This is a genomic window from Kitasatospora sp. NPDC114501 (assembly GCF_055633695.1).
On sequence record NZ_JBVKDS010000026.1, the window covers coordinates 1 to 12928 of the forward strand.

13 protein-coding genes are annotated in these 12928 nt (G+C 72.3%); 6 read left to right on the plus strand and 7 right to left on the minus strand.

Annotated elements, in window-relative coordinates; translation table 11 throughout:
- Nucleotides 1-77: 77 nt before the first annotated feature.
- Both ACZ7RU_RS34905 and ACZ7RU_RS34910 read right to left on the minus strand, forming a co-directional pair.
- Entirely contained in the window at nt 78-440 is a 363-nt protein-coding gene (locus ACZ7RU_RS34905; RefSeq protein WP_470345017.1) for a hypothetical protein, read from the minus strand.
- Nucleotides 437-1375 carry a 5'-methylthioadenosine/S-adenosylhomocysteine nucleosidase family protein gene (locus ACZ7RU_RS34910; protein ID WP_470345018.1) on the minus strand — a complete coding sequence of 313 codons (939 nt, stop codon included), beginning with the start codon at nt 1373-1375 and terminating at the stop codon, nt 437-439. The genes ACZ7RU_RS34905 and ACZ7RU_RS34910 overlap by 4 nt, the downstream gene beginning before the upstream one ends.
- Nucleotides 1376-1561: 186 nt before the next feature.
- Here ACZ7RU_RS34910 and ACZ7RU_RS34915 point away from each other — a divergent pair, with 186 nt between their 5' ends.
- Nucleotides 1562-2101 (plus strand): hypothetical protein, encoded by a 540-nt coding sequence (locus ACZ7RU_RS34915; RefSeq protein ID WP_470345019.1) that lies wholly within the window; start codon nt 1562-1564, stop codon nt 2099-2101.
- A gap of 392 nt (nt 2102-2493) precedes the next feature.
- Here the strand turns inward: ACZ7RU_RS34915 and ACZ7RU_RS34920 are convergent, their stop codons facing one another.
- On the minus strand, nt 2494-3297 hold the full coding sequence (locus ACZ7RU_RS34920) for an exodeoxyribonuclease III (protein ID WP_470345020.1): 804 nt from the start codon (nt 3295-3297) through the stop codon (nt 2494-2496).
- 311 nt (nt 3298-3608) lie between these two features.
- Between ACZ7RU_RS34920 and ACZ7RU_RS34925 the strand changes: the two genes are divergently transcribed.
- On the plus strand, nt 3609-4382 hold the full coding sequence (locus ACZ7RU_RS34925; protein WP_470345021.1) for a GntR family transcriptional regulator: 774 nt from the start codon (nt 3609-3611) through the stop codon (nt 4380-4382).
- 146 nt (nt 4383-4528) lie between these two features.
- On the opposite strand, the gene ACZ7RU_RS34930 is transcribed toward ACZ7RU_RS34925, so the two are convergent.
- The 3 genes from ACZ7RU_RS34930 to ACZ7RU_RS34940 all read right to left on the minus strand — a co-directional run bounded on the left by ACZ7RU_RS34930 (nt 4529) and on the right by ACZ7RU_RS34940 (nt 7972).
- On the minus strand, nt 4529-5692 hold the full coding sequence (locus ACZ7RU_RS34930) for an ROK family protein (RefSeq protein WP_470345022.1): 1164 nt from the start codon (nt 5690-5692) through the stop codon (nt 4529-4531).
- A 307-nt stretch (nt 5693-5999) separates the two neighbouring features.
- Nucleotides 6000-6335, minus strand: coding sequence for a hypothetical protein (locus tag ACZ7RU_RS34935; protein ID WP_470345023.1), 336 nt, complete (start codon nt 6333-6335; stop codon nt 6000-6002).
- Between the two features lie 77 nt (nt 6336-6412).
- Nucleotides 6413-7972: a hypothetical protein gene (locus tag ACZ7RU_RS34940; protein ID WP_470345024.1), complete on the minus strand. Its 1560-nt coding sequence runs from the start codon at nt 7970-7972 to the stop codon at nt 6413-6415.
- A 274-nt stretch (nt 7973-8246) separates the two neighbouring features.
- Here ACZ7RU_RS34940 and paaK point away from each other — a divergent pair, with 274 nt between their 5' ends.
- The 4 genes from paaK to ACZ7RU_RS34960 all read left to right on the plus strand — a co-directional run bounded on the left by paaK (nt 8247) and on the right by ACZ7RU_RS34960 (nt 11322).
- Nucleotides 8247-9581, plus strand: coding sequence for a phenylacetate--CoA ligase PaaK (paaK, locus tag ACZ7RU_RS34945; protein WP_470345025.1), 1335 nt, complete (start codon nt 8247-8249; stop codon nt 9579-9581).
- Between the two features lie 121 nt (nt 9582-9702).
- Nucleotides 9703-10374, plus strand: coding sequence for a class I SAM-dependent methyltransferase (locus ACZ7RU_RS34950; protein WP_470345026.1), 672 nt, complete (start codon nt 9703-9705; stop codon nt 10372-10374).
- An 81-nt stretch (nt 10375-10455) separates the two neighbouring features.
- Entirely contained in the window at nt 10456-10893 is a 438-nt protein-coding gene (locus tag ACZ7RU_RS34955; protein WP_470345027.1) for a GNAT family N-acetyltransferase, read from the plus strand.
- A gap of 144 nt (nt 10894-11037) precedes the next feature.
- Nucleotides 11038-11322, plus strand: coding sequence for a hypothetical protein (locus ACZ7RU_RS34960; protein ID WP_470345028.1), 285 nt, complete (start codon nt 11038-11040; stop codon nt 11320-11322).
- Between the two features lie 144 nt (nt 11323-11466).
- Here ACZ7RU_RS34960 and ACZ7RU_RS34965 read toward each other — a convergent pair whose 3' ends face one another.
- Nucleotides 11467-12903, minus strand: a complete 1437-nt coding sequence (locus ACZ7RU_RS34965; RefSeq protein ID WP_470345029.1) for an aminopeptidase P family protein — start codon at nt 12901-12903, stop codon at nt 11467-11469.
- Between the last annotated feature and the right edge of the window lie 25 nt (nt 12904-12928).

The window sequence follows — 12928 nt, forward strand, 5'->3', positions numbered from 1 at the left end:
TTGCCTACGCGTCACAGACACAGTCGTACCGGGTTTCACCCTCGGACGAAGGCAGAACCCGAAGACTGATCACAACCTCACACAGGCCCTAGAGCGGACTTGCCGACACCAGGCGCCCCGCGGACGATGATGACTTCTTCCGGACGGTCGCTGACGAGTGCCTCGATGAGGTCGGCGAGTGCTGCCGGCCGGTCGACGGTCAGCTCCTGGTCCGGTCCGATGCGTAGTGTTCCCGGGATTCGCCGAAGGCTCCTCTCCCATTGGGTGAAGAGTAGCTTTCCGTCCGGTCCGACGAAGTATTGGTTGAACTGGTCACCGTTCTGCACCGCGTTGACGGTGCCGCCTGCGTCCGCGCGGTTGGTCTGTGTGGTCGGCTGGACACGGGAAGGGGAAGCCAGCCCGGACTGTGCCTCGTCCGCCGGCCTCTCGTCGTTACTCACCTCGGAGTTGGCCGCGGTCCATTGGTGATGGACTGGTTGCCGTTCTGTACGGCATTGACGACTCCCTTACGGTCCGCTTTGTTGATCTGCCGCAGCGTCGGCGGCGCGGGGGAGAGCGGGCCGTCCGCGTGCTCGGATCCGCCGGCCGGGGTGACCTCCACGAGGTCGCCCGGCAACGCGGCGATGACAGCCATCGCAGCGGCTGCGGCATGGGATGCCGCGATCTGCTGGCTGCCGCGGGCATCTGCTGATGCCTTGGCACCGTCGGCGAGGTCGCTGATGCCCCGGATCGTCAGTGAGTCCACCTTGCCGAGGGCGGCTGCCGTGGCGAGCCCCGCGCTCTCCATCTCCACGGCAACCGCGTCGTTGAAGACCAGGACAAGCCGTTCACGCAGCGGGGAGTCCATCGAGTTGAGGACGGTCTCACCGGCGGCGACCGGCTTGATGTGGACCTCCGGTAGCCGGTCTGGCTGGTACGCACCCAGGCGGATCCGTTCCTGCCAGGCGGAGCCGCGCAAACTGTGCAGCGCGGTTTGCAGCAGCGCGTGCGAAGGGCTCCAGGCCGCCGGCCGGGCGAACTGCTCGTTGGGTCCGTGCTTGGACCCGTCGTACGCGTAGATCTTGTCCGCGACCACGACGTCACCGAGCCTGACATCGGACTTCAGGCTGCCTGCCACCCCGACGAAGATGATCGCCAGAGGTGCGAAGGCCGCCCTGAGCTGCTCTGTGACTACGGCCGTCCGGAGGTTTCCCGGTCCCACCTCCGCGATGACGACCTGGCGTTCCGATCCGGTCACCGTACCGACCTCGCACCACGTGCCCTCGTGGATCACGCGACGCGGGTCGCGCAGGTGCTCGCGTACCGCGTTGTACTCAAGGCTGATCGCCGTCAGCACGACGACTGGCCTGGCCGAGCCGAACTCGCCTTCCAGCAAGGGACCTTACCTCCAGGATTGGGACTTCCATCGAGCGTACCGCCGCCCGCCGACAGTCCCGACTCACCGCGAGCCGTGTCCAGAAGGCAGCAACAACTTGCGGCCCAGCGACGGCCTTCCGCCGACTCGTCGGCTGGGCCAGACTGTCCGGACGGAACCTTGACTCTCAGCACCGGGGAAACAGCCGTGACTGCGACGGATGACATCACTGTTGGCAAGCTGCTCCTGGCCGAGTACGAGAGAGTGAAGGAGGAACAGAAGACCCGAATAGGCTTCCGGGACAATCTGCTCTACATCACATTGGCTGCGATGGTGACGGTGCTGATCGGCGCGGCGCAGACACGCCAGCCCGCCTTGTTGCTGGCGCTGCCTGCGGCGACCTCCGTTCTCGGATGGACCTACCTGGCGAATGATCAGAAGATTAGTGCGATCGGCCTCTATGTTCGTACTGATCTAGGGTCTCGCCTGGCGGCACTCGCTGGCGAGCCTGAGAGCGTCTTCGGATGGGAATCAACACACCGGAATGATGGCCACCGGAGACAACGGAAGATCATCCAGTGCGCAGTCGATCTCACCGCCTTCGCTGCGGTTCCGGCTGCATCTCTTGCTGCGTTCTGGGTCTACGGCGCGGGGGCGGCTCTGCCGACCATTCTCTCCGTTCTGGAAGCGTTGGCAGTCATCGTGCTTGCTGCCCAGATTGTCCAGTACGTCGATGCCGCGAGGTAGGCCGCGCATGCGTGCCTCTTGCCGGCTCCTCGTGGAGCTGGGGACGAGACTGCGATGCCTCCGAACCAAACCAAGTGGAACGACCCTCCCGAAGGCGGGCCTGACGGGGTGATAGACGCTGGAGGTGCTCACCGATGGCAAGGTCAAACCGCGGATACCTGGAGGGAAGCGCGAGACTGGATTGTCGGGGGGCTGGTCTGGGGCAGACGGGTGTTTTTGCTTGGGGAAGCCGGACCATGTGGTTCGCTTTGTCGAACAATCTACTCTGGGAGTGCCGCGCGGTGTGACTTCCGTTGCCGCTGGCCTACATGCCGTCGGAGGCAGCCCCGACGTGTCGAATGCTGCACGTCAGGGCAGCCTCTTGATCCTTTCGAACTGCCCTTCTCCGTAGACTAGTTGTGCAGGTCGAATACCGCTGTGACGGGTGCGTGGTCGGACCAGCGTTCGGCATGGGAGGCCGCTCGTTCGACGTAGGCCTCGACGCACTTCTCAGCGAGGTTTCTAGTAGAGACGACTAGGTCGATCCTCCAGCCGGAGTCGTTGTCGAAGGCGCGGCCGCGGTAGGACCACCAGGTGTAGGGGCCGGTGCGGTCGGGGTGGAGGGCGCGGACGACGTCGACGTAGCCGGCCTCGTCGTAGACGCGGGAGAGCCAGGCGCGTTCCTCGGGGAGGAAGCCGGCGGACTTCTGGTTGGCCTTCCAGTTCTTGAGGTCCTCGGGGCGGTGGGCGATGTTCCAGTCGCCGCAGACGACGACCTCGCGACCGTCGGCGGCGGCGCGGGCGCGCAGGGCGGTGAGGTGGACGAGGAATTCCGCCATGAAGCGTTCCTTCTCGTCCTGGCGTTCGGTGCCGACCTCGCCGGAGGGGAGGTAGAGGCTGGCGACGGTCAGGCCGGGAAGGTCGATTTCGACGTACCTGCCCGAATTGTCGAATTCATCGGAACCGAATCCGATGGCCGTGCGCTGCGGCTCCTGGCGGGAGAGGACGGCGACGCCGGCCCGGCCCTTGGCGGCGGAGGGGGCCCAGACCGCGTGCCAGCCGTCCAGGTCGCGCAGTTCGACGGGTAGTTGTCCGGGTTCGGAGCGCACTTCCTGCAGGCAGACCACGTCCGCCTCGGTGCCGGCCAGCCATTCGACGAAGCCCTTCTTGGCCGCTGCCCGGATTCCGTTCACGTTCACACTCGTCACCACGATCACTCGGGAAGCCTACCGACTGGCCGTTGCCGGGCCGAACGGTGACGCGCGGACCGGCCGTCCGCGGCGGATTGGTGACAGTGGCTGACAGGAGCTGTCGTGAACGCGGCATGAATATGGGCGGCAGTCCCATCGAGCCGCGCCATTGGTCTTGACCATCTCCGGACAGAGCACCTAGGGTCGCTTACTGCAAGGACCTTTAATAAAGAAGGACGGATAAAGGCCCGCTCTCCCACCTGCCGCAACAGCGGACAGCGGGCCCGGGGTCCGCCCTCCTTGTCGCAGGGCGGACGAACAGCAGGGTGGAGGACGCGGTGGGAACGACAGGACAGCTTTCTGCGGTGCCGGAGCCGAAGTACTGGCACCTGCGCACGGTGCTGCTGCGGGCCATCGACTCGGAGTTCTCCACCGGGCAGGTGCTGCCCAACGAGCGCGAGCTCTCGGCCCGCTTCGGCGTCGCCCGGGCCACGCTGCGCCAGGCGCTGGACCAGCTGGAGCTGGAGGGCCGCCTGGTGCGCCGCCGGGGGATCGGCACCCTGATCGCCGCCCCGCGGGTCGGCGTCCCGGTCAACCGGCAGGAGGAGGGCTGGCCCGGCACCGCGCGCAGCCAGGCCTGGCGGACGGTCGACTGCACCACCGCCCCCGCCGCCGCGCAGCTGGCGAAGGGCCTCGGCATCGCCGAGGGCGCCACGGTGCACACCGTGCGCCGGGTCCGCATGGTGGAGGGCCGCGCGGTGGCCACCGAGTCGCTGCACGTCCCGGCCGCCGCCCTGCCGCACCTGCCGGGCTTCCGCGCCGAGAGCGACCGCGCCCGTTCGGTGCTGCGTCAGCTGGAGCGCCTGGAGGTGGACGGCGAGTCCCGCTCGGTCGAGCTGGGTGTCGCCGAGGCCGAGCAGGCCGCCCTGCTGGAGCGCCCGCCCGGCTCGCCGGTCCTGGTGATGACCACCCAGTACGCCTCGGCCGGCCGGCTGGTGGCGCTGGCGGTCTCCACCTACCGTGCGGACACCTGCAAGCTGACCTTCGGCGAGGCCGGACTCGTCGAGGTCACCCCGGTCGGCGCGACGGCCGAGGTCCGCACCGCCTCCTGAACCATCCTCCGGAAACCCTCAGGCCGAGGCCCGGGCGCCAACTGGCGTCCGGGCCTTTGCCGTTGAGTGGCGATGGGGCGGTGATGGGGCGGTGATGGGCCAGGCGGCCGCGGGGTGGGTGCCGGCGGCCGCCCGGGCGCCGGGGGTCAGGCCCGGGGCGGGTCCACCGCGAAGAGCTGCTCCTCGACGTGGTCGAGGGCGACGCGCAGGGCGCCCATCGCCACCACCTCCGAGCCGAGGGCCGCCAGGGCGACCTCGGGCGCGCGCAGGGTGAACTGGGCCAGGCGTTCGCGCAGCGGGTCCAGGACGCCGTCGAGGCCGGCCGCCCAGCCGCCGATCACCACCAGCTGCGGGTCGATGGCCAGCACGAGCGCGGCCACGCCCTGGACGAGGCGGGTGAGGAAGCGGTCCATGGCGACCTTGGCGACCTCGTCGCCCTCCCGGGCCAGCCGCAGCACGCGGGCCACCGCCGCCTCGTCCAGCGGGTTGAGGGGCTTGCCGGTGGTGGACAACAGGCGCTCGGGAGTGACCTCCTGGCCGAGCAGGTGCAGGGCGCCGATCTCGCCGGCCGCGCCGCCGAAGCCGCGGTGCAGCCTGCCGCCGATGAGGGAGCCCGCGCCCGGGCTGAGGCCGGCCATCACGAAGACGACGTCGTCGGCGCCGACCGCCGACCCCTGCCAGTGCTCGGCGATGGCGGCCAGGTTGGCGTCGTTCTCGATCATGACCGGGCAGCGGAAGGAGCGCCGCAGCTTGGCGCCGAGGTCGAGCCCGGTCCAGCCGGGCATCGCGGTGCCCAGCTGGACGGTGCCCTCGCGGTCCACGATGCCGGGGGTGCCGATGCCGACCGCCCACAGGTTGTCGCGGGAGATGCCGGCCTTGCGCAGCACCTCGGCGACGGCGGTGCGGACGGCGGCGAGCCGGTCCTCGGCGTCGAGGGTCTCGTCCACCGGCTTGAAGTGACTGCCCACCACCTCGCCGGTGAGGTCGGCCAGGATGACCCGGATGTCGTGCACGCCGATCTCGATGCCGAGGATGTGCCCGGCCTCGGCGCGGAAGCGGAACCAGCGGGCCGGGCGGCCGCGGCGGCCGGGGCCCGGCTGGCCGTCCTCCCTCGGCTGCTCGACCTCGGCGACCAGCCCGGTCTCGACCAGGCCCTCGATCACGCCCTCGACCGTCGGCCGGGAGAGCCCGGTCTCCCCGACGAGCTGAGTGAGGGTCACGGAGTGGCCGTTCCGCAGCGCCCGGAGCGTGACCGCCGCGTTGATCCGCCGCAGCAGCGAGGAGTCTCCTCCGGTGAGCCGATCCGCCAATGCGATGCCCTTCGCCGTTCGCGCGACTGCCCTGGCGCGCGTGTCGAGTGCGCGGTGCCCACCGAATGGCCCGCGGGGGAGCGCCCCCGGAGAACGCGGCACGGCGGCAGGGGGCCGCCTGCGCGAGGGCCGGAGGACAAGCGGAGCCTACCCGGGGACGGGCCCGGGCGGCGAGGATCATCGCAGCTCATCCCGGCTTCGGTATCGAAATGGTACGGATCGGGTGGCGGTGCGTGATCCGGGCTTCACCGCTCGGGCACGGACGGCCCGCGCCGGGCGGTGGCCGGGGCCGGTGTGACGGGTCGGGTCACCGACCGGACGCGGCGCACCGGCGGGAGCGGGCCGGGCCGAACGAACCGAACGAGCCGAACGAGCCGAACGACCTGAACGAGCCCACACCGCGCCAGGAGCCCACGGAGAGGGCGGACATCGCGGAGCCGATCGAGCCGATGGACGCGAACGAGCCGATCGAACCGATGGAAGCGGCCGACCCGATCGAGCCGATGGACGTGAACGACCCGATCGAGCCGATGGACAGGAACGAGCCCACCGAGCCGATCGAGAGGAAGGAGCCGACGGACCCGATCGAGAGGTTCGAGCCGATCGACGCGAGCGCGTCCACTGTGCGGAGAATCCGGGGCATGACCCCGATCGTAGCCAGCGGCTCCACCGGCCGCTGCTCGGTACGTGCTGCTCCCGTCGGCTCAGGCCATCCGCGGGTCAGTCCACCCGGGCCGCGAACAGCCGCTGCCCCAGCAGCCCCATCGGGTGCCCGTCCTCGGGGAGGGTCAGCACCGTCGGGCAGCCCGCGGCGGCCAGCGCCGCCCGCCAGTGCTCCGCCGGTCGGGCGGTGGGGCCGAGGGCGTCGCCGGTGATCAGCAGGTCGAGCTGTTCGGCGGTGGGCGCGAACAGCAGCAGCCGGCCGCCGGGGGAGAGCAGCCGCACCAGCGCCGGGAGTTCCCGCTCCGAGCGTCCGGTCACGGTGGCGACGACGAGGTCGTAGCGGCCGCCGTCGGGGGCGGGGTGGTGCTCGGTGGTCTGCCGGGGCCGGGTGGCGAGGGCGCGGGCGACGGCGGGCTCGCCGCCCTCGGGGCCGAGTTCGAGGACGCGCAGCGGCCCGGGCCCGTCGTGGGCCTCGGCGGCGCCGCGCACCAGCGTGTCGAGGGCGGCGTCGAGGAAGTCGCGGGCGGCGGCCCAGCGGACCGGGGCGGCGGCCGGCCGGGGCGCGTCCTGGCCGGTGATCAGCCCGGTCAGCCGCAGGGCGCCGCGCCGGACCCGCTCCAGGGCGGCGGCCGGGCCGAGCCCGTCGGCCCAGGCCTCGACGGCCGGGCGCCAGGCCTCCCGGACCTCGGCGGCGTCCGGTCCGGGGCCGCCGCGGTAGACCGGGCCCTGGGCCCCGCCGTCCTGGCGGGTGATCAGGCCGTGCCGGGCGAGCGCGTCCAGCCAGCGGGAGACCCGGGGGCGCTGGGCGGGGGTGACCATGGCCGTGGCCAGCACCTCGGCCTCGGGGTGGCCGCGCGCGGGGTCGGTGAGCACGCCGCTCTGCTGGAGGGTGTGCAGCAGCGCGGCGAGTACGGCCCGGTCGAGCCGGGCACCGAAGTCGCGGACCCGTTCGGCGGTGACGCCGATGCCGTGCTTCCAGGCGGCGGCCGAGGCGCTCTCGGCGTCGGCGCGCAGCCGGCGGTCGGCGGCCTCGGCGTTGCTGTCCGGGGCGCGGACGTGCGCGAGGACGGCGCCGAGCGCGTCGACGGCGGCGTACACGTCCTCCTGCCGGGGTTCGGGGCCGACGTGCAGGACCAGGCGCAGCGAGCCGAGGTCGTAGGCGCCCGGGCCGCCGACGCCGAGGCCGGGCTGCCGGCTGAGCCGCCAGAGCAGGGCGGAGGGCAGGCTGAGGTGGGTGGTCCGGGCGGCGGCGACGGCGGCGAGCTGCTGCTCGGGGTGCTGCTCGGGGTCGCCGCAGTGGACGGTGCCGCCGGCCAGCAGGGTGGCGAGGGCGAGGTCCACGGCGAGGTCGGTGACCGGGTGCAGCACGGTGTGCCGGATCGGGGGCGTGCCGAGGACGCCGGCCCAGTGGCGCAGCCGCTGTTCGGCGGCGCGGGCGGCGGAGGGCGGCAGCGCGGCGTGCTCGGCGACGCGCTGGGCGAGGGCCCGGGGCAGGCCGCCCGGCGGGGAGACGCCGAGCAGCAGGCCGATGCCGCTGATCGCGCGCCCGTCGGCGACGACGGCGGGTCGGTCGCCGAGTTCGCGCAGCGCGCTGACCAGGGCGGAAGTCGTGGGCACGGTGATCACTCCGGGGTGCGGGCGGAAACCGCACTACTGAACCACGGGGCCGGGGCGGGGAAGGCCGGTGCCAAGTCAAGTTTCTGTAATGATTTTCATATCGGACAGCCAAGCTGTCGAGACGAAGTGCCCCGGAAGCGGTCGGAACCGCACATTCCGGAGGTCTGTGCGATCCCTTGACAGGTGGTTCGGGTACTGGATCAATGGAGCGGAGCGGGCCTGACCGAACGATCGGTAGGTGGCCCCGCACGGAGAGAGCAGCGAAGGAGCGATGATGACCGGCACCGCACCCGTCCCGCGCCGACACCTCGGGGAGCCGCTCCCACCGGAGCTCCTGGACGCCGGCGAACGGATGGGTCCGGACGAACTGCGCGCCCACCAGCTCACCCGGCTACGGGCCACCCTGCGGCACGCGTACGACAACGTCGAGCTCTACCGCCGCAAGTTCGACGCCGCCGGGATCCGCCCCGAGGACTGCCGCACCCTGGACGACCTCGCCCGCTTCCCCTTCACCACCAAGGCCGACCTGCGCGAGGGCTACCCCTTCGGCATGTTCGCCGTCCCGATGGACCGGGTCCGCCGGATCCACGCCTCCAGCGGCACCACCGGGCTGCCGACCGTGGTCGGCTACACCGACGACGACCTCTCCATGTGGGCCGACGTGGTCGCCCGCTCGATCCGCGCGGCCGGGGGCCGACCCGGCCACAAGGTGCACATCGCCTACGGCTACGGGCTGTTCACCGGCGGCCTGGGCGCGCACTACGGCGCCGAGCGGGCCGGCTGCACCGTCATCCCGGCCTCCGGCGGCATGACGGCCCGCCAGGTGCGGCTGATCCTGGACTTCGAGCCCGAGATCATCATGGTCACCCCGTCCTACCTGCTGACCCTGCTGGACGAGTTCGAGAAGCAGGGCGTCGACCCGCGCAGCACCTCGCTGCGGGTAGGCATCTTCGGCGCCGAGCCCTGGACGGAGGAGATGCGGCGCGAGATCGAGGAACGGCTCGACCTGCACGCCGTCGACATCTACGGCCTCTCCGAGGTGGTCGGCCCCGGCATCGCGCAGGAGTGCGTGGAGACCAAGGACGGGCTGCACATCTGGGAGGACCACTTCTACCCGGAGGTCGTCGACCCGTTCACCGACGAGGTGCTGCCCGAGGGCGAGGGCGGCGAGCTGGTCTTCACCTCGCTCACCAAGGAGGCGCTGCCGATCATCCGCTACCGCACCCGCGACCTCAGCCGGCTGCTGCCGGGCACCGCGCGGCCGGCCTTCCGGCGGATGGAGAAGGTCACCGGGCGCAGCGACGACATGATCATCCTGCGCGGGGTGAACGTCTTCCCGACCCAGATCGAGGAGATCCTGCTGCGCACCCCGGCCGTCGCGCCGCACTTCCAGCTGCGGCTCGGCCGGCAGGGGCGGCTGGACCACATGACCGTCCGGGTGGAGGCCCGGCCGGACGCCTCCGCCGAGCAGCGGGAGACGGCGCGGGCGGAGATCGTCCGCGCGGTGAAGGACGGTGTCGGGATCACGGTCGCGGCCGAGGTGGTGGACCCGTACACGCTGGAGCGCTCGGTCGGGAAGATCAGGCGGGTGGTGGACGAGCGGGGATGACGGCCGCTCCTCCCACGGCCCCCCCGGGACCGCGGCCCCAGGGACCGCGGCCGCCGGGAACTCGGCTCCCGGGATCGCGGGGGGCCGGGAGCACCCCCGTACGGGCCCTATGCTGCGGGGCATGCCGAGTGAGCTGCCCACTCTTCAGCCGGCCGACGATCTCGCCTTCGTCCGGCGGGAGACCGAGCTGAAGCCCGTCCCCTTCGTGCCCGAGATCAGCCTGCACATGGCCGAGGACGCCATCGCCCTGTGGGAGACCACCGAGCGGGCGCGCGGCGAGGCCGGGCTGCCGCCGCCGTTCTGGGCCTTCGCCTGGGCGGGCGGGGTGGCGGTCGCCCGCTACGTGCTGGACCACCCCGAACTGGTCGCGGGCCGAACGGTGCTGGACGTCGCGTCCGGCTCCGGGCTGGTCGGGGTGGCCGCCGCGCTGCGCGGGGCGACGCAGGTGCGCGCCGCCGAGATCGACGCCTACGCGGTGGCCGCGATCGGGCTGAACGCCGAGGCCAACGGGGTACGGGTGGACGGCGCCCTGGTGGACCTGGTGGACGGCGACGGCGGGCCCGCCGAGGTGGTGCTCGCGGGCGACGTCTTCTACGAACGGGCCATGGCCGCCCGCTTCCTGCCCTTCCTGGAGCGGGCCGCGGCGCGCGGCGCGACCGTCGTCGTCGGCGACCCGGGCCGGGCCTACCTGCCCCGGGAGCGGTTCACCGCGGTGGCGGCGTACCGGGTGCCGGTGGTCGCGGACCTGGAGGACACCGCGGTCAAGACCACCACGGTGTGGCGGCTCGGCTGACGGGACGTCGGGCCGCGCAGTGGCCGTCCGGGCTGCGGAATTCCCGGCGGCGCGGCGGGAACGGCTGGTAGACAGGCGCGCATGACCGACCAGATCGCCCTGCGCGCCGCCGTCCCCGACGAGATCCCCGCCCTGCTCGCCCTCTGGGCCCGGGCCGCCAAGGGAACCAGCATCACGGACGACGAGGCGGGGGTCGCCGCCCTGCTCACCCGGGACCCGGACTGCCTGATCGTGGCCACCCCCGCTGACGACCCGGCGACCGTCCTCGGCACGGTGATCGCCGGCTGGGACGGCTGGCGCTGCCACCTGTACCGCCTCGCCGTCGACCCCGGGCACCGGCGCCGGGGCATCGGCGCCGCGCTGCTGGCCGCCGCCGAGGAGCGCTTCGCCGCGCTCGGCGGCCGACGCGCCGACGCGATGGTGCTGGACGACAACGCCCTCGGCCACCGCACCTGGCAGGCGGCCGGCTACGCGCCCGAGCCGCAGTGGAGCCGCTGGGTCAAGCCGCTGCCGGCCTGACGCGTGGGCGCCTGACGCACGAGGGAAGAAGGAGCACAAGGTGGGGTGCCGCCGGTGGCGAACGTTCGTGCGATCATGGTTACCGACTGGTAGTCAGCTGACGTCCGGTCACCGAACCACGCACCCCAGCAAGGAGTCACCCAAGTGCGTCGACGCATTCCCGCCCTGGTCCTGACCGCCGCCCTGGCCGGCGGAGCCCTGGCGACGGTCGCGCAGGTCGCCACCGCCCAGCCCGCGGCGGCCGCCTCGGTCACCGCCGATCTCAACCAGATGCGCCAGCAGGTCTACGAGCTGCGCCAGAAGGCGAAGCGGATGGACCACGAGGGCGAGAAGGAAGCGGCACGCCGGGCCCGCGCCCAGGCCGACGCGCTCCAGCGCCGGATCGACGCGCTGGAGAAGGCCGACCGCGACGCCGGCCGCCACTTCTGACGGTCGCTCCGCGATCGGCGTCGTTCCGCCTGCCCGGCCGGCCCGGCTGATCTCAGGACCGGCTGATCTCAGGACCGACTGATCTCCACGGCCCCTGCTCCCGTCCTGACGAGGACGGGAGCAGGGGCCGTGTCGGTGGGGTCCTCAGCCGCGCAGCCGGGCCAGCCAGGCCTCGACCTCGTCGGAGCGGCGCGGGAGGTCGGCGGAGAGGTTCTCGTTGCCGTCCTCGGTGACCAGGATGTCGTCCTCGATCCGCACCCCGATGCCCCGGTACTCCTCCGGCACCGTCAGGTCGTTCTCCTGGAAGTAGATGCCCGGCTCGACGGTGAGCACCATGCCCGGCCGGAGCGGACCGTCGACGTGCTCCTCGGTGCGGGAGTGGGCGCAGTCGTGGACGTCGATGCCCAGCATGTGGCCGGTGCCGGCCAGGGTGAAGCGCCGGTGCAGGCCCAGCTCGTACACCTTGTCCGCGCCCAGGTCGCCGAACAGGCCCCAGGAGGTGAGGTGTTCGGCCAGCTCGCGCTGGGCGGCGTGGTGGAAGTCGCGGAACCGGCCGCCCGGCTTCACCGCGGCGATGCCGGCCTCCTGGGCCGCGTACACGGCGTCGTAGACCTTGCGCTGGATCTCGGTGAAGCGGCCGCTGACCGGCAGGGTGCGGGTGACGTCGGCGGTGTACAGGTGGTTGGTCTCCACGCCCGCGTCGAGCAGCAGCAGGTCGCCGGGCCGGGCGTGGCCGTTGTTGCGCACCCAGTGCAGGGTGGTCGCGTGCGGGCCGGCGGCGGCGATGGTGCTGTAGCCCACGTCGTTGCCCTCGATCCGGGCGCGGACGAAGAAGGTGCCCTCGATCAGCCGCTCGGCGGTCTCGGTGTCGGTGCCGAGGACGCGCACCACGTCCTCGAAGCCGCGGGCCGTCGCCTCGCAGGCGAAGCGCAGCTCGGCGATCTCCCACTCGTCCTTGACCAGGCGCAGCCCCGACAGGAAGACCTCGAACTCCTCGTCCCGCTCGGCGACCGCCCGGTCCGCGAGCGCCGCCTCCACGCCCGCGTCGTGGCGGCGCAGCACGCGCACCGGCCCGGTGGCGGCGCGCAGGTCGGCGCCGACGGTGCGCACGTCCCGGCAGGGCAGGCCGAACAGCCGCTCGCTCTCGGTCAGGCTGTTGCGGCGGCCGTCCCACAGTTCGCCGTGGCCGTCCAGCCAGAACTCGCCGTTGTCGGTGCGGGAGCGGCCGCGCAGGTAGAGCACGGCCTCGTGGCCGCTCTCCCCGGTCGGCGTGAGCACCAGGACGCCGTCCTGGGACTGGTCGCCGGTCAGGTAGGCGTAGTCGGAGGAGGGGCGGAACGGGTAGTCGGTGTCGTTGGCCCGCACCTTGGGGTTGCCGGCCGGCACCACCAGCAGCTCGCCGGGGAAGGCGGCGGACAGCTCCGCGCGGCGGCGGGCGGTGTGCGCGGCCTGCGGGACCGGCTCCAGGGCGGTGCGCTCGGTGTCGGCCCAGCCCCGCGTCATGCTCTCGGCGAGTTCGTCCGTGACGCCGCGGGTCAGGCCGTTCTTCCGGTACTTGATGGTCTCGGCGGGCTCGGTCACTGCGGTCTCCAGGTGAGGGTGAGGG

Coding starts and splice junctions, on each gene's coding strand:
- ACZ7RU_RS34935 (WP_470345023.1), bottom strand. CDS start 6,335: ATGCCCCGGATTCTCCGCACAGTGGACGCGCTCGCGTCGATCGGCTCG.
- paaK (WP_470345025.1), top strand. CDS start 8,247: ATGACCGGCACCGCACCCGTCCCGCGCCGACACCTCGGGGAGCCGCTC.
- ACZ7RU_RS34950 (WP_470345026.1), top strand. CDS start 9,703: ATGCCGAGTGAGCTGCCCACTCTTCAGCCGGCCGACGATCTCGCCTTC.
- ACZ7RU_RS34955 (WP_470345027.1), top strand. CDS start 10,456: ATGACCGACCAGATCGCCCTGCGCGCCGCCGTCCCCGACGAGATCCCC.